Genomic DNA, 24,112 nt, shown 5'->3' on the forward strand with positions numbered 1-24,112 from the left:
ATCGACTAGCTAAACATCGTAACAGAGGATTTCGCTGTTGTGACGCGCAATTTGGCGGAAGAGGCAGGAATCGAACCTACCAAAGCTTTTTCAGCTTACATCGGTTTTGAAGACCAAGAGGGCCACCAGACCCCATCTCATTCCTTGGCCGCCATGCTAGACCAGCCCACTCGCGATTTCTTTGATCTAAATCATTTTACGTATTTGCATACATTTCGAAATCTTATGTTGCAATTATATCCTTGTGTGTTGCGTATCACATATTGATTTCTATCAAGTCATTTTGTAGCTCATACATTTAAGGTACTCCACATAAAACTCAATTCCTAAAAATAACGAATAGGAAGTACTATGCCTTCAATACGCTTGACCCAGTATAGCCACGGTGGAGGCTGTGGTTGTAAAATCTCTCCTAAGGTTCTCGACACTATTCTAAAGAGCCAACTCGCTCCTTTTCATGATCCTAACCTTTTAGTTGGCAACGATAGTCGAGATGACGCCGCAGTGTACGATTTGGGCAATGGGACTTCCATTGTTAGTACGACCGACTTTTTCATGCCTATCGTTGATGACCCGACTGACTTTGGTCGTATCGCAGCGACGAATGCTATTAGTGATATTTATGCCATGGGCGGTAAGCCGATCATGGCTATCGCTATATTAGGGTGGCCTATCAATACACTGTCTGCTGAAATTGCTCAGCAAGTGGTGGACGGTGGTCGTCAAGCATGCGCAGAAGCGGGTATTAGCCTAGCAGGTGGTCATTCTATAGATTCACCAGAGCCGATATTCGGCTTGGCGGTAACAGGTATTGTTCCTACCGAAAACGTAAAATGTAACAACCGTGCGAAAGTCGGTGACAAACTCTTCTTAACCAAGCCCCTTGGTATCGGTGTTCTTAGCCACGCGGAAAAACAATCTAAGCTGCAGCCTGAGCATCGCGGCGTAGCACGTGATTGGATGTGCACGTTAAACAGCATGGGTCAAGAGCTAGCCAAATTGGATTACGTAACAGCAATGACCGACGTAACTGGCTTTGGCTTGCTGGGCCACCTGACTGAAATGTGCCAAGGCTCTAACCTTGCAGCAATCGTGAAATTTAATGATGTGCCCGCTATGCCAGGTGTTTTTGATTATATCGGTATGGGTTGCTTCCCAGGCGGTACCGAAAGAAACTTCGCGAGTTATGGCCATAACATCAATGCACTGACTCCAGAGCAGAAAGCTCTACTGTGCGACCCTCAAACTTCGGGTGGTTTACTCGTTTCTGTTAAGGCTGAGAATGTCGAACAAATGAAGTCATTTCTTGCTGATAACGATATGCAGGTCGCGCAAGTCGGGGAGTTCGTGGAAAAGGATAATTCGGCGCACCTTATCGAAGTTATATAGAGTGATTGCTATTTAATTTAGATAAAACCAGCTCAGTCGAAGTGCGGGTTTGGACTACGTCAGCGGACGTTAGACTCGTGATGGCAATGATTTCCATTTGAAGTATCAAGTTAAATTCATCACGAATGAAGTAGTGGAAAATAGGTTGTCACCACCTATACCCTTACAAACTGTAATGGAATATGATGCGCGCGGAAGTTGATGACGTGCGCAAAGCAAGCCTAACCCTTGTCTAGAAAACGATAGCCAAAACTTAGATAGACGTTAAACGGTTACGCATAAATTACCTAATTTTTTGTTTTTACTTTTGGACTTCAGCCCTAGTTTAGCTTTCTAGGGCTTGTTAACTAACAGGATATGCTATGAAAAGCTTTGTTGTTGCAGATCCCGAAAAATGCATTGGGTGCCAGACCTGTATGGCTGCGTGCTCTGAAGTGCATAAAAAGGAAGGTCTGCAAAGTCATCCTCGTTTGACCGTGGTCAGGCAAGGAGAAGCTACTGCTCCCGTTATGTGTCGGCATTGTGAGGACGCACCTTGTGCGACAGTATGCCCAGCACTAGCGATCATCAAAGAGGATGATCGTATCCACATCAAGGAGAATTTATGTGTTGGTTGTACATTATGTGCAGTTGCTTGCCCATTTGGTGCAATAGCCTTCGATGGTAGTCGCCCTTTCGCAATGGCCAATAGTTACGACACATTTATTCCTTCTAGCCCTCGCTCAAGCAACCCTTCGACTTCTAATCCTGCACAGTTTGGGCACGATATTTTGGCTTGGGAACCGGGTGTAAAGAGCATCGCTGTGAAATGTGATTTGTGTGACTTTCGCGAGAATGGCCCAGCTTGTGTTGAGGTGTGTCCGAACGGAGCTATCGTGTTGGTTGATAAATCTGCAGTTGACACTTCTAGTTCGGCTAAGCGAGAAGATGCCGCTTCCGTTGGCCGTTCTGTGAACTTGGAGAAATAACCTTATGAGTCCTTTAGAGCTTTTAGCTTTATCTATTGGTTGTTATCTTGTTGCCAGCTTAATATCTCTACTTGGAAGTGGTAAACAAGAAGAATCAGTGATGAGCCTAACGGGTGTCATCTCTACTATCGGTGGTATTCTTGGTGTAGCGAGTGCAGGTTATGCGTTGGCTAGTGGCCAGACATGGCATGCAGAATTATACAGCCCATTTTCTTTCGCGCAGTTCTTGATCAGTATGGATGCACTTAACGCCTTTATGGTGTTAGTGATCTCTTTGATAGTCATTGCCTCTTCAATTTACTCTCTTCAATACATGAAAGAGTACACTGGCAAAGGCGGGTGGGGGATTTGCTTTTTCTTAAACCTCTTCGTGGCGTCAATGGTGCTGCTTGTTGTCTCTGACAATGCATTTTATTTCATCGTATTCTTCGAAATGATGTCGCTAGCGTCATACTTCCTCGTACTAGTCGAACAGTCAGGCAAGAGCGTTAAAGCAGGTTTGAACTACTTCTTTATTGCGCACGCGGGCTCAATCTTAATTATGATTGCCTTCTTTATGCTATATCGTGCGTCTGGCTCACTGAATTTCGCAGATTTTTATCACTTGCATTTACCGACATGGGAAGCGTCAGTGATTTTCTTATTGGCTTTCTTCGGCTTCGGTGCCAAGGCCGGTATGATTTTGCTCCACGGCTGGCTACCAATGGCTCACCCTGCAGCGCCGTCTCATACTTCAGCGTTAATGTCTGGCGTCATGGTTAAGATAGGCATCTACGGTATCATCAAAGTGGGCGTTATGTTCCTTGGTGGTAGCGAAGCATGGTGGGGATACGTTGTATTAGCGTTTGGGGCAGTTTCTTCTGTGCTTGGCGTTATGTATGCTTTGGCAGAGCACGATATCAAACGTCTACTTGCTTACCACACCGTTGAAAACGTAGGTATCATCTTGATGGGCGTCGGTGTTGCGATGATCGGCATGGCGACCAACCATCCAATCTTTGCGGCTCTTGGTCTGTTAGGTGCGCTCTATCACCTCTTAAACCACGCTGTGTTTAAAGGTCTTCTGTTCCTTGGTGCTGGATCAGTTATCTACCGTACCCATACAAAAGATATGGAGCACATGGGTGGTTTGGCTAAATTAATGCCATACACTGCCGTTGCATTTCTTATTGGTACGATGGCTATCTCAGCGTTGCCACCACTCAACGGTTTTGTTAGTGAATGGTTTATTTATCAATCACTATTTAGCATGAGTCACCAAAGTGATATCTCCATGCTAATCGCTGGACCATTTGGTGTCGTGATGTTAGCGATCACTGGTGCACTAGCTTGTATGTGTTTTGTTAAGGTTTACGGTATCTGCTTCTCTGGTACGCCAAGAACAGAAGCGGCTGCGAATGCAAAAGAAGTCGGCTGGCCAATGCTGACTGGTACAGGTTTCTTAGCAGTGCTTTGTATCGTGCTAGGTGTAGGCTCTCCTTGGATTGCACCGCATATTTCAGATATTTCTACTTCGATACTTCAAGCGTCGCCAGTCACAGTACAAGATGGTTTTGCACTTCACCCTGTATCAACGACTCAAGCGATTCTTTCTACGCCAGTTATCGCAATCAGTTTACTTGTTCTGCTTATCGTTCCTGCTGCCATTCTCGCTCTATTTAGAGGTGTACGCTTGAAACGTCGTCATCGTGGTGACCCGTGGGCATGTGGATATGCGTATGAACAGCGTATGACAGTCTCTGCTGGAAGTATCACTCAGCCACTTAAGCATATGTTTGCTCCTGTTTATCGTATACGTAAGCAGCTTGACCCAAGTGGCTGGATGAAGCGGACGCTTGATGGAACGACATCAGCGGCTTCTGCTTCAGAGTCTGCGTTTGACCGTTATCTTATAGAGCCAACTTGCCGTCTTGTTTTAGGCATAAGTAACCGAGTTGCCAAATTGCAGAGTGGAGATTTTAGGCTCTACTGCTTGTACATCGTTGTCGCTCTGATTGTTTTATTGATTCTGCCAATTAGCTCAGGAGTGAAATAATGCCTGAATTACATATGCCTAGCGCAAGCTGGATAACACTCGCCGTTGTGCAAGCCGTGCTGATGCTACTGCTGGCACCACTTGTGACTGGCTTTTCTCGTGTCATTAGAGCGAAGATCCATTCACGTCAGGGGCCTGGTATTCTCCAAGATTACCGTGACATTTTTAAGCTTTTGCGCCGTCAATCAGTCGCGCCTGCTAACGCTGGTGTGATCTTCTGGATAATGCCTTGGGTCCTGATTGTCACTATGTTGTTGATTGCAATGGCATTGCCAACAGTAACGGAAACATCACCGTTTCCTATTTCAGGTGATGTGATTACGGATATTTACCTTCTCGCCATTTTCCGTTTCTTCTTTGCTTTATCGGGCATCGATAGCAACAGTATGTTTGCAGGTATCGGTAGTGCGCGTGAACTGACTCTTGGTGTATTGGTCGAGCCAGTATTCATGCTAGCAATTTTTGTTGCAGCTATGGTTGTGGGTTCAACGGACTTAGGTTACATCAGTCAAGGCATGGTTAGCCTATTCGCCTCTCATCCTATTCCTGTAATTTTGGCAGGTATTGCGTGTGCTTTCGCGGTATTCGTTGAAATGGGCAAACTCCCATTTGATGCGGCAGAAGCGGAGCAAGAATTACAAGAAGGCCCGGTAACAGAGTACTCCGGTAATGGCTTAGCTATGGTGAAGCTTGGGCTGGGCCTTAAGCAACTTGTCGTGGCACAGTTATTCTTAGCTATCTTCGTGCCATGGGGCAAGGTTGTCACTTTGTCTTTCACAGGTTTGCTGTTCGCGACCGTTATTTTGTTTGTGAAACTATTCGTAGTGTTCTTCCTAGCTGGCTTAATTGAAAACAGCATGGCACGTGTACGTTTCTTAAATACTAATCGTCTAACCTGGTCAGCATTTGCATTTGCTGTTTTAGCGTTAGCCTTTTACATCACTGGACTGTAAGGCGATAAAACTATGGAGATGATAGGGTTATTTACTATCTTGGTGCCATTCGTTGGTGCCATCCTCACGTTATTGGTTCCGCGTCAATCAGCGAAGTGGGTTTGCCAATTATTTGCAGCTATTGCAACGCTGGGCACTTGGGGTCTAGCTTATAAATTCTTTGCCGAAGGTGGGGTTTCTCAAACGATCTCACTGCTACAAATCGACCATATTCAACTATTCGGCTTAGTGGTTGATAAAGTCAGTACGCTAATCGCAGTTGTGGTGGTTGGACTTGGCTTAATTGTTGCCATCTATTCTCTTGGCTATATGAGTAAAGGCAACAAAGAGCATCCTCAAGAAGGCGAGCCACGCTACTATGCATTTTTGCTGATTTTTATCGGTGCAATGGCGGGTCTAGTGCTGTCTTCAACTATTCTCGGCCAGCTGCTGTTCTTCGAAATCACCGGTGCTTGTTCTTGGTCTTTGATCAGTTACTACCAAACGCCAGTAGCTTACAAGTCTGCGCTGAAAGCATTGATCGTGACACATATCGCTTCGCTTGGCCTATTTTTAGCTGCGGCGCTGTTGTTCGTTAACACAGGTACATTTGAGCTAACTGCAATTGCTTCACTTAGCCCAGCAGTAAAAACATTAGTGATGTTCGGCATTATGTTTGCCGCTTGGGGTAAATCAGCTCAGTTGCCAATGCAAATGTGGCTACCGGATGCGATGAACGCGCCAACGCCAGTGAGTGCGTATTTGCACGCAGCTTCGATGGTGAAAGTGGGTGTGTATATTTTTGCTCGTGCCATTTTGTCTGGCGGTCAAATTCCTGAAATCGTTGGTATTGTCGGTGTTATTGGCGCCATTTTAACTATGTTCTACGGTTTCGTGATGTACCTGCCGCAGAAAGATATGAAGCGTCTGTTGGCCTACTCTACGATTGCGCAGCTCGCTTATATCTTCTTAGCACTGTCTTTTGCTGCATTAGGTTCAAACTTAGCGCTCGAAAGTGGTGTGACATATATTTTCAACCACGCGTTTGCTAAGAGCTTACTCTTCTTAGTGGCAGGTTCATTGAGCTACGCATGTGGTACACGTATGTTGCCTAAGTTGACGGGCATTATGAAAGGCTCTCCTTTACTGGGTATCGGTTTCTGTGTCGCTGTCATGGCGATTGCAGGTGTGCCTCCTTTCAATGGATTCTTCAGTAAGTTCCCACTTATCGAAGCAGGTTTTCACTTATCTGCACAACATAGCTGGCTAACGCCAATCATAGTTCTTGCGCTAATTGAGTCTGTCGCAACATTTGGTTGGTTGCTGTACTGGTTCGGTAAGTCTGTTGTCGGTGAGCCATCTGAAGCGGTTCAAGAAATGTCTCCGCTTCCAGGTTCGATGAAATTCACATTGATCGTGTTGATTGCAATGTCGGTTCTATCCAGCGTTATTGCATCAGCATGGATTCACTAGGGTTACGCTCATGGATAATTTAATAATCAATAATTTAGCTGGAGCTTTGGTGGTGACATCGTTTTTCGTTGTTGTCGCCCGCCGGGCTCAAACTGCAGCGTGGTTATACGCGCTTCAGTCTCTAGTTTTAATCTTGCTGTTTGTCGCAATAGCCGATCAATACAATGCGCACAGTTTGTATGAATGGTCTATTTCAGCGTTTATTACCAAAGTGGTATTGCTTCCGAGTTTACTGTTTTATTTGTTCCGCAATATGCGTGACGAAGTAGCAGAGCAGTCGGTATTGCATCCAGTAATCATCGCGATTTTAGTTGGTGTGATTAGCTTGGTTGCATTTTACGTGGTTAAACCGGTGGCATTGCCTATGGTTTCGTCACTTAAGTTTGTTCTCGCTGTTTCTCTAGCACATTTTTTTATCGGATTGCTATGTATAGTGACCCAGCGCAATATTCTGAAGCAAGTCTTTGGTTACTGTTTGATGGAAAACGGGTCATCGCTCACTTTAGCCCTGCTGGCGCACCGCGCGCCACACCTTATGGAAGTGGGTATTACCGTTGATGCAATTTTCGCTGTGATTGTGATGATTATTTTGGCCAAGCTGATTTATAACAAGCTCAACACATTAGATGTTAAACAACTTACAGATTTGAAGGGGTAATGGCGTGCTTACATTGGATACTGTTTTCCCTTATTTAATCGGCATTCCGTTGATTGCCTCAGCAATAGGCTTTTTAGGTGCAGCAACGTGTGGTCGTTCGCATAAAATTGCTTCACTAATTCATCTTGTTAGTGTTGTTGCAACCTTCCTGCTATCTGGCTGGTTGGGATTGCAAGTCATTGACCATGGCAGCTTACTTTCGAGTGGTCATTGGTTAATTCTTGATGGTTTATCTGCACTGTTTATGGCGGTGTTAGGTGTAGTCGCTCTTATTACTGGTATTCATGCTATTGGCTATATCAGTTATGAATTTAAGCATGAAGAAATGACTGGCCGTCAGGTTTCACTTTTCTATGGACTATATAACCTGTTCTTGGCATCGATGATTCTAGCTATCAGTGCAAACAATATCATCATGATGTGGGTTGCCATTGAAGCAACAACTATCAGCTCAGTGTTCCTAGTGGGTATTTATACCAAACGCTCTTCTCTAGAGGCGGCTTGGAAATACATTATGATCTGTACGGTTGGTGTTGCGTTTGGCCTATTTGGTACTGTGCTGACTTATGCTAACGCAGTTGCGGTATTCAACGACCCTAGCCAAGCTTTGCTTTGGACTGCGGTTAGAGATCATGCTCACTTACTTGATCCGCGCTTAATCCAGATTAGCTTTATCTTTGTCGTGATTGGTTTCGGCACCAAAACAGGTCTGTTTCCAATGCATACGTGGCTACCTGACGCGCACTCCGAAGCGCCAAGCCCTGTATCTGGCCTTCTATCTGCTGGTCTATTGAACTGTGCTCTGCTGGTTATCATTCGTTTCTTTATCATCAGTAACGAAGTGCTAGGTAGCGCGTTTACCAATGGTGTATTGCTTACCTTTGGTTTGTTATCGGTTGGTGTTGCGGCGCTGTTCATTCTTATTCAGAAAGACATCAAACGCTTGCTAGCATACTCCAGCGTGGAGAATATGGGCCTCATCACCTTCGCAATTGGCCTTGGTCCGCTAGGAATTTTTGCTGCAATGCTTCATGTTATCAACCACAGCCTAGGCAAAACGCTGATGTTCTGTGGAGCAGGTAACGTGATGCTCAAATTTGGCTCACGTAACATGAACGTGATCAAAGGTGTCGTTAGAGTCGCTCCTTGGACTGGCGTGCTATTCGGCGCTGGTGCGATGGCTCTAGGTGGAGTTCCTCCGTTTAACCTATTCGTGAGTGAGTTCTTGGTAATTTGCTCAGGTATTTATGCTCAGCATCCTGTACTGACAGTCGTCTTACTGTTACTGCTGACTATTGTTTTAGCTGGTCTAGCTCGTATGGTGGCTTCAACTGTTCTGGGCAAAGCTCCCGAGGGCATGAAAAAAGGCGAGATTGGTGTTCTAACAGTAGCGCCACTTGTTGTGCTGATTGCTTTCATGTTGTTAATGGGTACGCATATACCAGAAGTGATTCTACATAGTGTCGATCACGCGGCACAAGTGGTTATCAACAAGCCAAATTACTCTGTATTGCAGTCCTTGCATCTGCCTTGGCAAGCGGTGTCGAACACCGACGTGTCAACACTCGTTACTCACACTACGCATTAATTTAGAGAGAATGTTGAATGGAAAGTTTACAAACAAATCATTCGCAACGCCAAGTTGGTAAACAGTACGTAGAAGGCGTGCGTCAATTGTTCCCTTCTGCAATCTTAGATGAAGAATGGCAGACTGAAAATCAGGTGACCATCACTGTTAAAATGACTTCTCTCGTTGAGGTCATGAAGTGGCTTTACTACGACCAAGGAGGCTGGTTAACCGTCTCATTTGGTAACGATGAGCGTAGCATCAATGGCCACTTTGGTGTCTACCATGCACTGTCTATGGAAGCTGAAGTAAAAAGCTGGGTTACTGTAAAAGTTCTTGTTGATACTAAATCTGAAGAGTTTATTTCTATCACGCCTGAAATCCCAGCCGCAGTTTGGGGCGAGCGTGAAATTCGCGATATGTACGGGCTTAAGCCTGTCGGTCTACCAGATGAAAGGCGTCTGATTCTGCCAGATGATTGGCCTGAAAACATGCACCCATTGCGCAAAGATGCAATGGATTACCGCCAACGTCCTCAGCCAACAACAGAAACTGAGAATTACGAGTTCATTAATGAGCTAGGTGATGATTCAAACCGAATCGTACCAGTGGGGCCGCTGCATATCACCAGTGACGAGCCGGGGCACTTCCGTCTATTTGTTGATGGTGAAACTATCGTCGATGCCGACTACCGTATGTTCTACGTTCACCGTGGTATGGAAAAGCTGGCTGAAACCCGTATGGGCTACAACGAAGTGGCTTTCCTTGCCGACCGAGTTTGCGGTATCTGCGGATTTACTCACAGTGTCGGTTATGCCAACAGTGTCGAGAACGCTTTAGGTGTTCAAGTGCCTGAGCGCGCCAAGATGGTTCGTACTGTCATGCTTGAAGTCGAGCGTCTGCACAGTCACATGCTAAATATTGGTCTGTCTAGCCACTTTGTCGGTTTTGATTCTGGTTTCATGCAGTTCTTCCGTGTTCGTGAAAAAACCATGGAGCTTGCAGAGCTACTAACGGGTGCTCGTAAAACTTATGGAATGAACCTAATTGGTGGGGTACGTCGCGACTTTCTGAAAGATCAGCGTGTTCGTGGTATTCAAATGGTTCGCCAAGTACGTAAAGAGTTTACCGAGTTAGTCGATGTATTGCTTAACACTGCGAACATAGATAGCCGTTTAGATGGTGTTGGCATCCTTGATAGACAGATTGCTCGTGACTACAGTCCAGTAGGACCGCTTATGCGCGCAAGTGGTTATGAACGTGACGTTCGTATTGTGCACGGTGACTACCTTACCAACTATGCAGATATGCCAATTGATCTACATGCTCTTGATACTTGTGATGTAAAAGCGCGCGTTCTGATACGTGTTAAAGAAGTCTTAGATTCATTGAACATGGTTGAGTTTGGGCTTGATCACTTGCCTGAAGGGGCAATTCTAACTGAAGACTTCAAATACACACCAAACAAGTTTGCTCTTGGTTTCACTGAAGCACCCCGTGGCGAAAACATGCACTGGAGTATGTCAGGAGACAACCAGAAATTGCATCGCTGGCGTTGTCGTGCGGCTACTTATGCAAACTGGCCAACATTGCGTTATATGTTGCGTGGAAACTCAGTTGCAGACGCACCATTAATTATCGGTAGCCTTGATCCATGTTATTCATGTACCGATCGTGTGACTTTAGTTGATACGAAGAAAAAACGCAGCAAGACCATCCCATATAAAGCTATCGAGCAATACAGTGTGAGTCGTAAGAACTCACCGGTTAAATTTTAATTTGAGGTCACCATGTTTAAGTTACTGAAAACAGTTTTAAAAACCGGAGATCCTACCACTAAATATCCGTTTGCACCTATTGATGTGCACCAAGACTTTCGTGGTAAACCTGAGCTTGATGCGAGCCAATGTATAGCGTGTGGTGCATGTACTCGTGCGTGCCCCGCAAATGCTTTGATTATGGAGACGGACGAAGAAAACGGTAAGCGCCGCTGGGAGTTGTCAATTGCTCGTTGCATTTACTGTGGTCGCTGTGAAGAAGTATGCCCGACTCATGCAATTGAGCTGACTGAACAATTTGAGTTGGCGGTAACTAATAAAGCTGATCTTTATGAGCATGCAGAATTTAGCTTATCTAATTGTACTCAGTGTAATCGTCCTTTTGTGGCGACGAAATTGCTCGACTATACCCTAGCGACGATAGAGCAGGCTGGTTTAACTGGAGAGCAGTTAGAAATGCGCAAGATTCAGCTTTGTACTTGTCCAGAGTGCCGACGTAAAGCAAACATGCTCGATGGTGAAGGTGTGAGCTGTGATCGTTATATCAGTGAGTTTGACCAAGTTCCTGTAGCTACGGTAGGAGAGAAAGCATGAAAGGCTTTAAGCAATTAGCGGGTGAAAATCATACTCAAGCAGTGCCTGTTGAGGTGTCTCCTGAACATGAGAAGCTAAAGGCATCACTACTAAAAGATATTAAGCGCTCTGCTTATGTTTATCGTGTCGACTGCGGTGGATGCAACGCTTGTGAAATTGAAATTTTTGCGACAACGACACCAATCTACGATACAGAAAGGTTTGGTATCAAGGTGGTTGCAAGTCCTCGACATGCCGATATTTTGCTATTTACAGGGGCGGTTACTCGTGCGATGAGAGCCCCAGCACTGCGTGCTTATGAAGCCGCGCCTGATCCAAAGATCGTAGTTTCATACGGCGCATGCGGTTGCGATGGTGGTATTTTCCATGACTTGTATTGTGTATGGAGTGGAACCGACAAAATCGTCCCTGTTGATGTTTATATCCCGGGTTGCCCTCCAACGCCCGCAGCAACTATCTACGGTATGGCCGTAGCGTTAGGTTTGCTCGGACAGAAAATGAAAGCCAAAGAGCACGATGTAGAAAAGCAACCTGCGAGTCTGCGTCATACAGGTATTCCTGTTGATATACGCGTGTTGATTGAAAAAGAAACCCGTTTACTCGCTGGTTACCGTCATGGTAAGAGAATTTCAGACGAGCTGATGGATGTATTGGAAGCGAGCGATGCTGACAACGTTGATCAGCAAGTTAAAGATTATTTGGCTGAAAAGGACGATCCTCGATTAACAGAAATTGTTAATAAAGTGATGCGTCAAGTTATGCAGCAATTAATGGGCGGAAATCCTGCTGGAGGTTGCAATGGATGTGGCTAATTCAAGACACTTAGATGGCGATGTGAATTTTTATCGCCTGAGCCGTAAATTTGTTGATGAGAGCGAAATGCCTCAGGAAGCAAAAGACATCATGTATTACAGCTTGGCGATTGGACACCACCTTGGAGTGGTGGACTGTTTGAAATCTGAGATGCAATGTAGCGGTCACGAGTACCTAGAGTGGATTAGCGCAATTCCAGAAGAGAGCGATGCGTACAACAAGATGAAAGGGTTCTTAGTTTTTGGAGAAATCACCATAGACACCGATCATATCAATATGTTGGCTCTTGCTTTTGATAAAATAGATGCAAATGTTCAATCAGAAAAGTCAAAAATACTGACGCAAGGCTTCATCAACATTCTAACGGCGATACATAAAGAGCCGAACATGTATCTGATGGTTCGAGGCAGCTGAGGAATAAAACTAATGAGCAAAAACATATTGATAACAGTTGGCAACTCGATGATGGGCGATGATGGGGCTGGGCCCTATCTCGCTAAGCTTTGTCGAGAAAACCCAGTTGATGAGTGGGAAGTACTGGAAGGTGGCACCATGCCAGAAGATACTTTGCATATTATTCGTGATCAAAAGCCTGAACGAGTTGTCGTCGTTGATGCAGCTGACTTTGGTGAAAAAGCGGGTGAGATACGGATCATTAGCTCGGATGTTATCAATGACATGTTCATGGTCTCAACACATAGCTTGCCACTTAATTTTTTAATCGATGAGCTGAAAACATTTGTTCCAGAAGTCACTTTCGTTGGTATTCAGCCAGCAGCAGTGGCTTTTTCGTTCCCTATGACAGACATGGTAAAGGACGCGGTTCATACCATTTTTTCCCGTTTACCTGTTTGGCAAGGTGACAGTGAGTTTGAGCACTGTTAAAGTACACCCACACTTTATAAGTGTATGTAAAATAAAAATTAATAATGTTTTTGATATCTAGTTATGGAAGCAGTGAATTAGTGTCAAAAGAAAGTAAGAGATAGCTCGTATCCAGACATTTAAATTCAAATCGAATTGAAATATTGAATATAGAGCAATGTAGTTTAGGGTCTGTAACCTTTTGAAAATTTCCACTGATAAGACTCGAAAGGAAATAACTACAAACCCTAGTGTATCGACACAAGAAGGTATCGTATGAATCGATTTGTCTTTGCAGACGCCAATAAATGTATTGGTTGCCGAACTTGTGAACTGGCATGTGCGATTTCTCACCAAGAAGAAGGTGTTGGGACATTAAATGATCCGAACGACTTCGCTCCGCGTTTGCAATTGGTGAAAAATGCAAAGGTCACTACGCCTGTGATGTGTCGTCAGTGTGATGACGCACCATGTGCGCAAGTTTGTCCGAACAATGCCATTGTTCATGAAGATAGTTATATTAAAGTGATTCAATCTCGTTGCATCGGTTGTAAAACCTGTGCTATCGCATGCCCTTATGGAGCGATGGACGTTGTAACGAAAATGGTGACGGAAGATACAGGAAGCTCTGCTCTATTTAAGAGAAAAGTGCCTAAATCTAAAGCACTAAAATGCGATTTATGTTCTCATCGGAAGCAAGGCCCAGCTTGTGCTGAAGTCTGTCCGACAGGGGCCATTAGCTTAATTGAGCCGCAAGAAATCCAACAAACTGCCCGACAAAAGCGTGAACTAGCGGCGTCTAGCAATGCAATCATCGGTTTTGGTCAGTGAGAAAAGAGCAATGAAAAAATCAATAGTGGTTTGTCCCTACTGTGGAACAGGGTGCAAACTGAATCTAGTTGTTGAGAACAACAAGGTCGTTGGTGCAGAGCCTCTTGAAGGTCGTACTAATGAAGGCCAGTTGTGTCTAAAAGGTTACTATGGCTGGGACTTTTTAAACGACACTAACTTGCTAACTCCACGTTTGAAAAGCCCAATGATTCGTCGTACTAAAGATGCAGAGCTAGAAGCGGTATCTTGGGACGAAGCATTAGATTTTGCCGCTGAAAAGCTAATGGCAATCAAAGATAAGTACGGTCCTGATGCGATCATGACTACGGGCTCTGCTCGTGGGCCTGGTAACGAAGCAAACTTCGTTATGCAGAAGTTAGCAAGGGCGGTCATAGGGACGAATAACGTCGATCACTGCGCAAGGGTGTGACACGCTCCTTCAGTCTCCGGTCTGGAGACAACAGTAGGTAATGGTGCAATGAGCATGTCCATTCCCGAAATTCAAAAAACTAAATGCTTACTCGTTTTCGGTTACAACGCGGCTGACTCTCACCCAGTTGTAGCAAGACATATTCTAAAAGCACGTGCGAACGGCGCGAAGATCATCGTGGTTGACCCACGTAAAGTTGAATCTGCCCGTATTGCTGACCAATGGCTAGCGCTGAATAACGGCTCTAACATGGCTATGGTTAACTCACTTGCTTACGTAATGATTGAAGAAGAGCTTTACGATAAATCTTATGTAGAAAACTACACAGAAGGTTTTGCAGAGTTCCGTAAGATCGTTGCTAACTACGCTCCAGAAAAAGTTGAGCACATCACAGGCGTTCCGGCTGCTGACGTTCGCTTCGCTGCACGTACATATGCTGAAGCACCTGAAGGTATGATCCTTTGGGGAATGGGTGTCACTCAGTACGGTCAAGCTGTAGACGTGGTTCGTGGACTCGCTGGCTTAGCTCTTATGACAGGTAACTTCGGTCGTCCTGGTGTAGGTTGTGGTCCAGTACGTGGTCAAAACAACGTACAAGGGACTTGTGACCTAGGTATGTTACCGCATCAGTTCCCTGGCTATCAGTCTGTACAAGATGAAGCAATTCGTGAGAAGTTTGAAAAAGCTTGGGGCGTGAAACTATCTGGTACACCAGGTTACCGTTTGACAGAGATCGGCCACAAAGTAGATGAAGGCGTATGCAAAGCGTTCTACATCTTTGGTGAAGATCCAGCGCAAACTGAAGCTGACTTAAACGCACTACGTGAAACATTGAAGAAGATGGAGCTAGTCATTGCTCAAGATATCTTCATGACCAAAACGGTTGAAATGGCAGACATCGTCTTCCCAGCAACCAGTTGGGGTGAGCACGAAGGTGTTTACTCAAGTGCAGACCGTGGTTTCCAACGCTTCTATAAAGCGATTAATCCACCAGAAGGCGTGAAGCCAGACTGGGAAATCTTCAGCTTGTTGGCAACTCGTATGGGTTACCCAATGCACTACAACAACACTCAAGAAATTTGGGATGAGTTGCGTTCATTGGCTCCACTATACGCTGGTGCGACTTACGAGAAGATGGAAGGGTTGAAATCTGTTCAGTGGCCTTGCCCAACTGAAGATCACCCAGGTACCCCATTCTTGTTTGAAGGCAATAAATTTACCACTCCTTCTGGTAAAGGTCAGTTTATTGCAGCAGAATGGCGACCACCACTCGAGCAACCAGATGCTGAGTATCCATTGGTACTTTCAACAGTACGTGAAGTAGGTCACTACTCTTGTCGTTCAATGACAGGTAACTGTGCGGCACTTTCAACACTTGCTGATGAGCCTGGATATGTTCAGATGAACCCAGAAGATGCAGCGAAATATGGTATCAAAGATGAACAATTGATCTGGATTTCATCTCGCCGTGGTAAGGTTATCTCTCGTGCAAGTTGCAGTGAACGTATCAATAAAGGTGCCGTTTACATGACTTACCAATGGTGGATTGGTGCATGTAACGAACTAACTATTGAACACGTTGACCCAATCTCAAGTACGCCAGAATACAAATACTGCGCGGTTAAGATTGAAGCTATTGCAGATCAAAGCTGGGCTGAAAATTACGTACAAACTGAGTACAGTGATATGAAAGCTCGCTTGAAGTCTAAAGTTAAGCAGTTCGAAGCTTAATTTAAACAGGCCAAGAAAGGCTCTTTATCCTTGGGTAAAGGGCCTTTTTATTAGACGTTAATTTGAAAAATAATAACTAAAGTGTATAGAGCGAAAGTTTGCTCAATTGGGAGAAAGCAATGAAAGATGTGCAGCCGCTTTTGGAAGCCAATATTGTCAAGCAAACAAAAATTGTCCGATACAGGAACGGTCAAGCTTCATTGGATAAAGAAGATCTTTTGATCGGTGAAACGCCAGTCGCTCTTGAATACAATGGGATCGCCTATACCGTAATGATGTGTACGCCAACGGATTTAGAAGAATTTGCCATTGGATTTTCTCTTACTGAAGGTATTATCGATCATTCTCGTGATATTCATGATATAGAGATGAAGCCAGCCTGCAATGGCATTACATTGTCTGTTACAGTCGCCAATCGCTGCCTCAATCGATTACAGGAAAAGCGCCGTTCCTTAACTGGCATGACGGGTTGTGGAATTTGCGGTGCAGAAAAACTTGAAGGTGTCGTTAGAGGTATCCAGCCTGTTGTAAATAAATCGCAGTTTAATATTGAGTATCTCGATGCCGCATTAAGCGCCCTTAACAGCGAGCAAAAATACAATCAGCTAACAGGAGCGAGTCACGCTGCAGCCTATATTAGTCCTGAAGGCAAACTAGAAATCGTATTTGAAGATGTTGGTCGCCATATCGCACTTGATAAACTGATAGGTTGGATTACACGAAGCCAGAAAAGCCAACAAGGAGCAATATTAGTGACCAGCCGCGCAAGTTTCGAGATGGTGCAAAAAGTTGCGGCTTGCGGAATTGAAATGCTTTTTGCCGTATCTGCGGCTACAAGTATGGCCGTTGAGTTAGCGGATAAATTGAATGTCACTTTGTGTGGATACTGCCGAACAAGTAGGGTAAATGTATACACGCACCCTTCACGGTTAAATGAATAGCAATTCATGCAAAAACGGGAGAGTAAATATTACTCTCCCGTTTTTCATCCTAATGTCAAATTATGATTTTGACGTCGTCGCTTTAGTTGAATCAGTTTTCGTTGCAGTCTTAGCCGTTGAGCTTTCTGTCGCAGTCGCTGGCTTTGCAGTGTCCGTTGTAGGAGCTTGAGCAGTAGCAGCTGGAGTAGAGTCAGTAGTTTGTACTGCTGCAGGTGCCGGAGCAGCTGCTTGTTTAGTTGATGCTTTGTCAGAAGGAGAACATGCAGCTAGGCCCGCGATAAATAGAGCTGGTACCACAAACTTAAGGATATTTTTGTTTAACATATTGGATATTCCACTATTAACAGCTAGTTGATGGCAGTTATTATTTATGAATGTTTGATTTTTTCTGTCATAAAAATGAAATATGAAAATCAAATTATTTTTAATTTTTAAGTCATTGAAAATTAAAAATTTATTTGATTAATGGATAGGGCTCATACTTTCTTTGTTGGAATTTTTTCCGAAATGATACTTTGCAAGTACATAAAATTGACTAATTATGTCTATTAGTTTTCTCTGCAATGACATTCAGTATTGAGCGGGTTACTTTGAGTGTACTGAGTTCTAATTCCCTACTCAGTGTTGAGCAGGGAAATATATAGAGGTACAGGTTTTGGTAATATTAAAATGAGCTATAAATAACAGCACTTAAAGCTGCAAACCCACACACAGCGGTAAAAATTTGAGCAAGAATTGATGTACGGTATTTTTTCATCGATGGCACTTTACGCATTGCGTAAACTGGCATCAAGAACAAAATAGCAACAATCATCGTTGCGCCGACGATCTCAATCATATCCAAAATACTTGGGTTAATAATTGCAGCAATCCAAGCAGTCACAACGACAAATATCAATACGTACTTCTCAATCTTATTTCTTGGTGCACTCGAGCGAGAGTGGATAAGCCCTGCAATACCTTCGCAAGCCCCTAAAAAGGTCCCAAAATAGCTAGAAGCAATAGCAGAGAATGCCACAATTGGGCCTAAGTACGAGATGATGGGTGAGGCATGAGTATTGGCGAGATAAGAAAGAACAGAGATATTTTGTTTGTTTGCGATTGCTAGCTGAGCTGGTGAAAGCGAAAGCACCACAGAAAAAACAAAAAACATCACGAAAACCAGCAGCATCGCAGCTGCTCCACCAGTAATCATGTCTGTTTTTCTAACGGCATTGTCACCATAAATTCTGCGTTGCTCTTTAGAAAATTGACTAATAATAGGGCTGTGATTAAAAGAGAACACAATTAAAGGAATGGCCAGCCATATTACTTTTGGCAGTGTTGACCAATCTGGGCTTGCGCTTACCATGGACATATTCCAGTTGGGAATCAAGTAAACAGATAGTGCAAACAATATAACGACCAGTGGGTAAACCATTGCAGAAGTTGCTTTAAGCATAAGGTCTTTGCCATACACCACACATAGCGTCATTGCGGCAATGAGAACACCAGAAAGTAGCCAGCGAGGGATTTCAGGTAACCCTAGCTGGTGAACCATAAAAGAGTCGACGGTATTCGTGATACCCACACCATAGATAAGAACGATAGGGTAGATAGCGAAGATATAGGCAAAGGTGATGATGTTTGCACCCGTTTTTCCGAAATGTTCTTCAACTGCATCTGTGATATCAGCTTGTGGATCTTTTGCCGATAAAACAAAGCGCGCCATGCCTTTGTGTGCTAGCCATGTCATTGGTGCAGAAAGTATCGCCAGAATAACAAGAGGCCAAAATCCACCGGCTCCGGCTTTAATAGGCAAAAATAGAATTCCAGCGCCAACAGCGGTACCGAAAAGTGATAAACACCAACTGAAATCTTGGTAAGTCCATTTACGCGACGATGGTAAATCTATAGTGGGTGACGAAGGTGTGGTCATAAGTGGTTTACTCTTTTTAATTTTAGGGCTGAACGGCTGCCCTAGTCGCGAATAAAATGCAAAGTGTCGTTTTTTATCATGTATGCGATATTTTGGAAATGGCTAGATAAAAAAATAAAACTAAACGACTGGATTTGACACAAAACTCTATATTTTATTTTGATTGCTCTCACAAACTTAACTACTAGGTACTTAGTGGTTTTTTACTCGTATTGGCATCGGATTGATCTTCATCAAGGCTGAATCCTGTTATTCAGCTCACATTTCGTTAGAATGACGTCCACCATTTTTACACGTTGAAAACGCGACTTGTAAGGTGGTCGATGTTGATATTCATCAAGCAATTGTTATGAATGTATTGATAGTCTTGATAACAACCAGTAAATGAACTGTAAGCAGAAATCACTAAAATGATCGAACGCCAGCTAATTTGTGTGACAGGGATAGTACAGGGAGTAGGGTTTCGCCCTTTTATCTATCAGCAAGCCAAGTTGTTGGATCTTCTGGGCTCAGTTAGAAATGACTCAGATGGAGTCAAGATAGATATTCAGGGTGAAAAGCAGAATCTACAAGCTTTTCATCAGCGGTTATTAGATACCGCTCCGCCTCTATCTCGAGTTGATAGCATTTATTTTGAAAGTGTTACCGTCGATTCGTCTTTAAGCGAATTCAGTATCTTAGCAAGTCAGGAGGCGCTGACCGCTTCTGTTGGTATATCGCCCGATCAAGCGACTTGCCCTGATTGTAAGCAGGATATGAAACTTGCCGAGTCTCGTTATTTTGAGTATCCATTTACTAACTGCACCAATTGTGGACCACGTTATAGCATCATAGAGAAGCTTCCTTACGATCGTTGCAATACGTCGATGAAAGACTTCTTGCTTTGTCCTTCTTGCCAAATTTCATACACAGAACCGCTCGATAGACGTTATCATGCCCAACCCATTAGTTGTCCAGACTGTGGGCCAGCAGTGAGTTTTTTAACCCCAAAAGGAGAGGCTCAGTTCGCTGGTAAAGAGGCGGTTTACAAAGCTGCGCAAATAATCCGTCAAGGTGGTGTGATTGCCATGAAAGGGCTAGGTGGTTTCCATTTAATCTGTGATGCGAGGCAAGACAATGCGATCCAGAGAATTAGACTGATTAAGCACCGTCAATACAAACCTTTTGCTGTGATGGTCGCTGATGAAGAACACGCGAGAGAGCATGTCGTTGGTGAAGAACTTGAGTGGAAAGCACTAAGTTCTCAAGCAGCACCCATTGTGTTGATGACTAAACGAGAGCAATCCACCTTAGCGGATTCAGTCGCCCCAGAAGCACCTTATCTTGGCGTCATGTTGCCGTACACACCTTTGCACATCCTTCTTTTTAAAATGCTTGCAGCGTTAAATGTGACGCAAGAGTTAGTCATGACCAGTGGGAATGTGTCAGGAATGCCACTGGCGATAGACAGCTATGAAATTATTGAACAGTTTAGCGATACAATCGACGCAGTGCTCGATCACAACCGACCTATAGTCAACCCATGTGATGACAGTGTGGTACATATTGCTGGTGGAAAAGTCAGAGTATTACGGCCAGCGAGAGGTTATGCACCTGTTACACAAAAAATAGATTACGCGGGCAAACCAATATTAGCTCTGGGGGCTCAACAAAAAGCTTCGGTTGCTTATGCAGTTCCTAATCAGTGGATGCTTTCCCCATATATTGGTGACATAGATAACCTCGACACTGAAAAACGGTATCAAGCGACAGCTGAGTTATTTCCTAAGTTATATCGTCAGGCTCCAAGCCTATACTTGCATGATTTACATTTTGGATACTACTCAACTCAATATGCTAAAGCTCAAACCCCCGGGCCACGGATATCAGTTCAACATCATTATGCGCATATATTGGCCGTAATGGCTGAGCACAAGTTAACGCAACCAGTGCTTGGTTTTGCGTTTGACGGCACGGGAGCAGGTACAGATGAAACCGTGTGGGGTGGGGAAGTATTGATCGCTGATAGCGAAAATTTTGAGCGTGTTGGTCACCTAAAACCATTTCGTTTGATCGGGGGTGAAAAAGCTATTAAAGAGCCAGCACGCATATTGTTTGCAATGCTGCTTGAGTGTTTTTCTGTTGAACAAATAAGAGCTTTCAATCTCCCCGCATTTTCGCGCTGGAGTGCGTTTTATTTTGACAATCTTTATCAGCTTTGGCTTTCGGGGAACAATTCTCCTTATTGCACGTCAATGGGGCGATTATTTGATGCTTGGGCAGTACTACTGAATCTAGTCGAAAAAGTGGATTATGAAGGCCAGTGTGGACTAGCAATAGAGTACGCACTTATTCATCGCGACAAAGAAAAGCAACAAAAGCGCGGCAGCGACTTCGATTTTTGCTGGAGTGATGACGATATTTCAGTATTAGATTGGACGAGAGCGTTAAAGAGCAGCTTGGAGTGCCAGCAAGAGCTGGGAGAACATTGGGTGGGAGACGTATGTGTGGGATTAATCGCAGCTATTATTACTGCTATTGACCAAATGTCCGCTAGGTTTCCACATCTTCCTGTCGCAGTTGGTGGTGGGGTTTTTCAAAACCGCTGTTTGGTAAATGAGCTATTTAAACATTGGGAAAATAAACAAGTTCCAATTTATAGTGGCGAAACTATTCCAGTTAATGACAGTGGGATTGCGGTAGGTCAATTGTGGCACGGCTTGCACGTGTTTAAATAGGCCCCTTGAATTTACTGTTCCTGTTTGCCTCTAGCAACAAAGTAAGTGAGTAATTTATGTGTTTATGTATTCCATCTAGTGTAATTGAAATTAATGCTGAGCAAGTAACGGCTCGAGTAGAGACATTGGGTGTCGTGCGAGAAGTCAGTACTCATTTGATCTCTGATCCTATCGAGTTAGGAGATCACCTACTGATTCACGTTGGGTTTGCCATAGCAAAAATCGATCAAAAAGAAGCGCAAGAAAGTCTAGAAACGTACAAAACCTTGCTAGAGCAGATGAGTGAAGATGATATAAAGGTATTGCTGTAATGAATACTGTAAAGCCAATGACTGAGAAGAATGAACCTTCAACAACAGCTATGTATCAAGGGTTTCGCAAGCCTGATGTAATAAAAGCTCTAGCAGAAAAAATTCGAGAAAAAGCCGTACAACTTGATACCCCTTTGAACATTATGGAAGTTTGCGGTGGGCATACTCACACCATAATGAAATATGGTTTAAAGCAGTTATTGCCAAACAATTTAAATTTTGTTCATGGCCCAGGCTGTCCAGTTTGTGTGATGCCTAAAGAGCGTATTGATCAAGCTATTGTGCTGGCTCAGCAGGAAGACGTAATTCTCGCGACTTTAGGAGATATGATTCGTGTGCCTGGTTCACGGACCTCGTTAGCCCAGTGCCGAGCCAGCGGTGGTTCAGTCGAGCCTATCTATGATCCTATGGACGTGATTCGAATTGCTCAAGAGAACCCAAATAAGAAAGTGGTGTATTTCGCTATTGGTTTTGAAACAACGACACCAATGACAGCGGTTTTGGTCAAGCAGGCTGAAAAACTAGAATTAAACAACCTGTATTTCCACGTGAACCACGTTTTGGTCCCACCTGCTATGCACGTGGTGATGGCCGATGATCAAACGCCAGTTAATGCATTTATCGGCCCTTCGCATGTAAGTGTTGTTGCTGGAGCTAATATCTATCAGCAGATAGTTGATACCCATGATACGCCAGTAGTTGTATCAGGTTTTGAGCCCGTCGATGTTTTAGAGTCAGTTCTTAAGCTTGTAGAACTGGCCTCTGAGCACCAAGCAGAACTTGCTATCCAATATACTCGAGCGGTGACGCCAGCTGGCAACACTGCTGCACAAGCTTTGGTAGACCAAGTTCTAGAAGTGAGAAGTGAATTTAACTGGCGAGGTTTAGGCAATATTCCTGAATCTGCCCTTAAACTCCGTTCAGAGTTCTCAGAGCGTGATGCGGAAGTGGTGTTTAATGACATTTTGCCAAAAGAGCCAATTTCTGATCATAAAGCTTGCCAATGTGGGGATATATTGCGTGGTGTAGCTACTCCCCCTGATTGCAAGGTGTTTGGTAAGGCTTGTACTCCAAACCGACCGATGGGGAGTTGCATGGTAAGTTCAGAAGGTGCATGCAACGCTTACTATCGTTATTCGGGAATTGAGGTAAAAGAAAGATGAGTCTTACTAAAAAAGTTCAACTAAGTCACGGTGGTGGTGGCTTGGAGATGAATCAATTCATTCAAAAGCTATTTTTTAAGCGATTTAATAATGAAATATTAAGTCGTGATGAAGATGCAGCAACATTACCTTTATCCGCAAACACGGCAATGACGACCGACAGTTTTACCGTCTCTCCGCACTTCTTTGCAGGTGGAAACATTGGCAGTTTAGCGGTTGCTGGAACTTGCAATGATTTAGCCATGGTTGGGGCTAAACCTGAGTATCTCAGCTGTAGTTTTATCATCGAAGAAGGCACTGAGTTCAAAGAGCTGGAAGCAATCGTCGATTCGATGGTTGAAGAGCTCGCAACTATCGATGCCAAAGTGGTATGCGGTGATACAAAAGTAGTACCTAAAGGCTCTGCAGACAAAGTGTTTATTAACACAACAGGCGTAGGGCGAGTTATGCAAGCCGGAATTTCGTCTCGGAATATTCAGTCTGGTGATGCAATATTAATTTCTGGTGATATTGGTCGTCACGGCGCGTGCATTTTAGCGGCAAGAGAATCACTTCGTTTAGAGCATGAAATGACCAGTGATTGTGCAGTGCTTTGGCCGGTTGTTGATGCTTTAATTCAGCAAAATATTGATATCCGAGCGATGCGTGATGCGACTCGTGGTGGGCTCTCAGCGGTCATGAACGAGTGGTGTCAAAGCTCAAATATTCAGCTAATGCTGCAAGAAGAACATATCCCAATCAACGATATGGTTAAGGGTGTATGCGAACTGTTTGGCTTTGAAGCTTGCGACTTAGCCAACGAAGGAACATTTGTTATTGCTGTTCCTCAAGAATACGCCCAGCAAACGCTTGATGTACTCAAATCATTTAATCCCAACGCAGCGCTTATTGGTCACGCTCAGTCCGGTGAGCCATGCAAGCCGATTTTACATACGCCTTGGGGAAGTCGTCGTTACTTAGACTTTCCACTTGGCGAGCTGCTACCAAGGATTTGCTAGT

At 44.2% G+C, this 24,112-nt stretch carries 21 protein-coding genes and 1 tRNA gene; 19 read left to right on the top strand and 3 right to left on the bottom strand.

Annotated elements, in window-relative coordinates; translation table 11 throughout:
- Positions 1-52: 52 nt before the first annotated feature.
- Positions 53-144: transfer RNA gene (locus ACM2FC_RS16155), tRNA-Sec, on the bottom strand.
- A 207-nt stretch (positions 145-351) separates the two neighbouring features.
- Here ACM2FC_RS16155 and selD point away from each other — a divergent pair.
- The 15 genes from selD (at position 352) to fdhD (ending at position 17,004) form a co-directional block, all read left to right on the top strand.
- On the top strand, positions 352-1,389 hold the full coding sequence (gene selD, locus ACM2FC_RS16160) for a selenide, water dikinase SelD (protein ID WP_498481994.1): 1,038 nt from the start codon (positions 352-354) through the stop codon (positions 1,387-1,389).
- Between the two features lie 362 nt (positions 1,390-1,751).
- Complete coding sequence (locus tag ACM2FC_RS16165; RefSeq protein WP_498481995.1) at positions 1,752-2,357, top strand: 4Fe-4S dicluster domain-containing protein; 606 nt, start codon at positions 1,752-1,754, stop codon at positions 2,355-2,357.
- Between the two features lie 4 nt (positions 2,358-2,361).
- Positions 2,362-4,392, top strand: a complete 2,031-nt coding sequence (hyfB, locus tag ACM2FC_RS16170; protein ID WP_498481996.1) for a hydrogenase 4 subunit B — start codon at positions 2,362-2,364, stop codon at positions 4,390-4,392.
- Positions 4,392-5,345, top strand: coding sequence for a respiratory chain complex I subunit 1 family protein (locus tag ACM2FC_RS16175; protein ID WP_498481997.1), 954 nt, complete (start codon positions 4,392-4,394; stop codon positions 5,343-5,345). The genes hyfB and ACM2FC_RS16175 overlap by 1 nt, the downstream gene beginning before the upstream one ends.
- A 12-nt stretch (positions 5,346-5,357) precedes the next feature.
- A complete protein-coding gene (locus tag ACM2FC_RS16180) occupies positions 5,358-6,797 on the top strand; it encodes a hydrogenase 4 subunit D (RefSeq protein WP_498481998.1) in 1,440 nt (479 codons plus the stop codon).
- 10 nt (positions 6,798-6,807) lie between these two features.
- Positions 6,808-7,455 (top strand): hydrogenase 4 membrane subunit, encoded by a 648-nt coding sequence (gene hyfE, locus ACM2FC_RS16185; protein WP_498481999.1) that lies wholly within the window; start codon positions 6,808-6,810, stop codon positions 7,453-7,455.
- Between the two features lie 4 nt (positions 7,456-7,459).
- Positions 7,460-9,043 carry a hydrogenase 4 subunit F gene (locus ACM2FC_RS16190; protein WP_498482000.1) on the top strand — a complete coding sequence of 528 codons (1,584 nt, stop codon included), beginning with the start codon at positions 7,460-7,462 and terminating at the stop codon, positions 9,041-9,043.
- A 17-nt stretch (positions 9,044-9,060) separates the two neighbouring features.
- Positions 9,061-10,800: a hydrogenase large subunit gene (locus ACM2FC_RS16195; protein ID WP_498482001.1), complete on the top strand. Its 1,740-nt coding sequence runs from the start codon at positions 9,061-9,063 to the stop codon at positions 10,798-10,800.
- Positions 10,801-10,812: 12 nt separating this feature from the next.
- Positions 10,813-11,394 carry a formate hydrogenlyase complex iron-sulfur subunit gene (locus tag ACM2FC_RS16200; RefSeq protein WP_498482002.1) on the top strand — a complete coding sequence of 194 codons (582 nt, stop codon included), beginning with the start codon at positions 10,813-10,815 and terminating at the stop codon, positions 11,392-11,394.
- On the top strand, positions 11,391-12,206 hold the full coding sequence (locus tag ACM2FC_RS16205; RefSeq protein WP_498482003.1) for an NADH-quinone oxidoreductase subunit B family protein: 816 nt from the start codon (positions 11,391-11,393) through the stop codon (positions 12,204-12,206). The genes ACM2FC_RS16200 and ACM2FC_RS16205 overlap by 4 nt, the downstream gene beginning before the upstream one ends.
- Positions 12,193-12,621, top strand: coding sequence for a formate hydrogenlyase maturation HycH family protein (locus ACM2FC_RS16210; RefSeq protein WP_498482004.1), 429 nt, complete (start codon positions 12,193-12,195; stop codon positions 12,619-12,621). Before ACM2FC_RS16205 ends, ACM2FC_RS16210 begins: the two co-directional genes overlap by 14 nt.
- 12 nt (positions 12,622-12,633) lie before the next feature.
- Positions 12,634-13,092: a hydrogenase maturation peptidase HycI gene (hycI, locus tag ACM2FC_RS16215; RefSeq protein WP_498482005.1), complete on the top strand. Its 459-nt coding sequence runs from the start codon at positions 12,634-12,636 to the stop codon at positions 13,090-13,092.
- Between the two features lie 255 nt (positions 13,093-13,347).
- Complete coding sequence (locus ACM2FC_RS16220) at positions 13,348-13,902, top strand: 4Fe-4S dicluster domain-containing protein (protein WP_498482006.1); 555 nt, start codon at positions 13,348-13,350, stop codon at positions 13,900-13,902.
- A gap of 10 nt (positions 13,903-13,912) precedes the next feature.
- On the top strand, positions 13,913-16,063 hold the full coding sequence (gene fdhF / locus ACM2FC_RS16225) for a formate dehydrogenase subunit alpha (protein WP_498482035.1): 2,151 nt from the start codon (positions 13,913-13,915) through the stop codon (positions 16,061-16,063).
- 119 nt (positions 16,064-16,182) lie between these two features.
- The gene (fdhD, locus tag ACM2FC_RS16230) at positions 16,183-17,004 is read left to right on the top strand and encodes a formate dehydrogenase accessory sulfurtransferase FdhD (protein WP_498482007.1); all 822 of its coding nucleotides are present in this window, start codon (positions 16,183-16,185) and stop codon (positions 17,002-17,004) included.
- A 60-nt stretch (positions 17,005-17,064) separates the two neighbouring features.
- Here the strand turns inward: fdhD and ACM2FC_RS16235 are convergent, their stop codons facing one another.
- On the bottom strand, positions 17,065-17,328 hold the full coding sequence (locus ACM2FC_RS16235; RefSeq protein ID WP_498482008.1) for a hypothetical protein: 264 nt from the start codon (positions 17,326-17,328) through the stop codon (positions 17,065-17,067).
- Between the two features lie 340 nt (positions 17,329-17,668).
- A complete protein-coding gene (locus tag ACM2FC_RS16240) occupies positions 17,669-18,922 on the bottom strand; it encodes an aromatic amino acid transport family protein (protein WP_498482009.1) in 1,254 nt (417 codons plus the stop codon).
- Between the two features lie 410 nt (positions 18,923-19,332).
- Here ACM2FC_RS16240 and hypF point away from each other — a divergent pair, with 410 nt between their 5' ends.
- From hypF to hypE, 4 genes are read left to right on the top strand one after another with little or no spacing between them, the layout of a single operon-like run.
- Positions 19,333-21,639, top strand: a complete 2,307-nt coding sequence (gene hypF / locus ACM2FC_RS16245; RefSeq protein ID WP_498482010.1) for a carbamoyltransferase HypF — start codon at positions 19,333-19,335, stop codon at positions 21,637-21,639.
- Positions 21,640-21,695: 56 nt separating this feature from the next.
- Positions 21,696-21,950, top strand: coding sequence for a HypC/HybG/HupF family hydrogenase formation chaperone (locus tag ACM2FC_RS16250; protein ID WP_498482011.1), 255 nt, complete (start codon positions 21,696-21,698; stop codon positions 21,948-21,950).
- Positions 21,950-23,113, top strand: a complete 1,164-nt coding sequence (gene hypD / locus ACM2FC_RS16255; protein WP_498482012.1) for a hydrogenase formation protein HypD — start codon at positions 21,950-21,952, stop codon at positions 23,111-23,113. The genes ACM2FC_RS16250 and hypD overlap by 1 nt, the downstream gene beginning before the upstream one ends.
- The gene (hypE, locus tag ACM2FC_RS16260) at positions 23,110-24,111 is read left to right on the top strand and encodes a hydrogenase expression/formation protein HypE (RefSeq protein ID WP_498482013.1); all 1,002 of its coding nucleotides are present in this window, start codon (positions 23,110-23,112) and stop codon (positions 24,109-24,111) included. Before hypD ends, hypE begins: the two co-directional genes overlap by 4 nt.
- The last annotated feature ends 1 nt before the right edge of the window (position 24,112 follow it).

It is taken from the genome of Vibrio sp. A37, from assembly GCF_059777565.1.

Excerpts from the sequence above, each read along its gene's own strand:
- ACM2FC_RS16250 (WP_498482011.1), top strand. The coding sequence starts at position 21,696 with ATGTGTTTATGTATTCCATCTAGTGTAATTGAAATTAATGCTGAGCAA.
- hypF (WP_498482010.1), top strand. The coding sequence starts at position 19,333 with ATGATCGAACGCCAGCTAATTTGTGTGACAGGGATAGTACAGGGAGTA.
- ACM2FC_RS16240 (WP_498482009.1), bottom strand. The coding sequence starts at position 18,922 with ATGACCACACCTTCGTCACCCACTATAGATTTACCATCGTCGCGTAAA.
- selD (WP_498481994.1), top strand. The coding sequence starts at position 352 with ATGCCTTCAATACGCTTGACCCAGTATAGCCACGGTGGAGGCTGTGGT.
- ACM2FC_RS16165 (WP_498481995.1), top strand. The coding sequence starts at position 1,752 with ATGAAAAGCTTTGTTGTTGCAGATCCCGAAAAATGCATTGGGTGCCAG.
- ACM2FC_RS16205 (WP_498482003.1), top strand. The coding sequence starts at position 11,391 with ATGAAAGGCTTTAAGCAATTAGCGGGTGAAAATCATACTCAAGCAGTG.
- ACM2FC_RS16235 (WP_498482008.1), bottom strand. The coding sequence starts at position 17,328 with ATGTTAAACAAAAATATCCTTAAGTTTGTGGTACCAGCTCTATTTATC.
- ACM2FC_RS16180 (WP_498481998.1), top strand. The coding sequence starts at position 5,358 with ATGGAGATGATAGGGTTATTTACTATCTTGGTGCCATTCGTTGGTGCC.
- hypD (WP_498482012.1), top strand. The coding sequence starts at position 21,950 with ATGAATACTGTAAAGCCAATGACTGAGAAGAATGAACCTTCAACAACA.
- ACM2FC_RS16220 (WP_498482006.1), top strand. The coding sequence starts at position 13,348 with ATGAATCGATTTGTCTTTGCAGACGCCAATAAATGTATTGGTTGCCGA.
- hypE (WP_498482013.1), top strand. The coding sequence starts at position 23,110 with ATGAGTCTTACTAAAAAAGTTCAACTAAGTCACGGTGGTGGTGGCTTG.
- hyfE (WP_498481999.1), top strand. The coding sequence starts at position 6,808 with ATGGATAATTTAATAATCAATAATTTAGCTGGAGCTTTGGTGGTGACA.
- ACM2FC_RS16175 (WP_498481997.1), top strand. The coding sequence starts at position 4,392 with ATGCCTGAATTACATATGCCTAGCGCAAGCTGGATAACACTCGCCGTT.
- hyfB (WP_498481996.1), top strand. The coding sequence starts at position 2,362 with ATGAGTCCTTTAGAGCTTTTAGCTTTATCTATTGGTTGTTATCTTGTT.
- ACM2FC_RS16195 (WP_498482001.1), top strand. The coding sequence starts at position 9,061 with ATGGAAAGTTTACAAACAAATCATTCGCAACGCCAAGTTGGTAAACAG.
- hycI (WP_498482005.1), top strand. The coding sequence starts at position 12,634 with ATGAGCAAAAACATATTGATAACAGTTGGCAACTCGATGATGGGCGAT.
- ACM2FC_RS16200 (WP_498482002.1), top strand. The coding sequence starts at position 10,813 with ATGTTTAAGTTACTGAAAACAGTTTTAAAAACCGGAGATCCTACCACT.
- fdhD (WP_498482007.1), top strand. The coding sequence starts at position 16,183 with ATGAAAGATGTGCAGCCGCTTTTGGAAGCCAATATTGTCAAGCAAACA.
- ACM2FC_RS16210 (WP_498482004.1), top strand. The coding sequence starts at position 12,193 with ATGGATGTGGCTAATTCAAGACACTTAGATGGCGATGTGAATTTTTAT.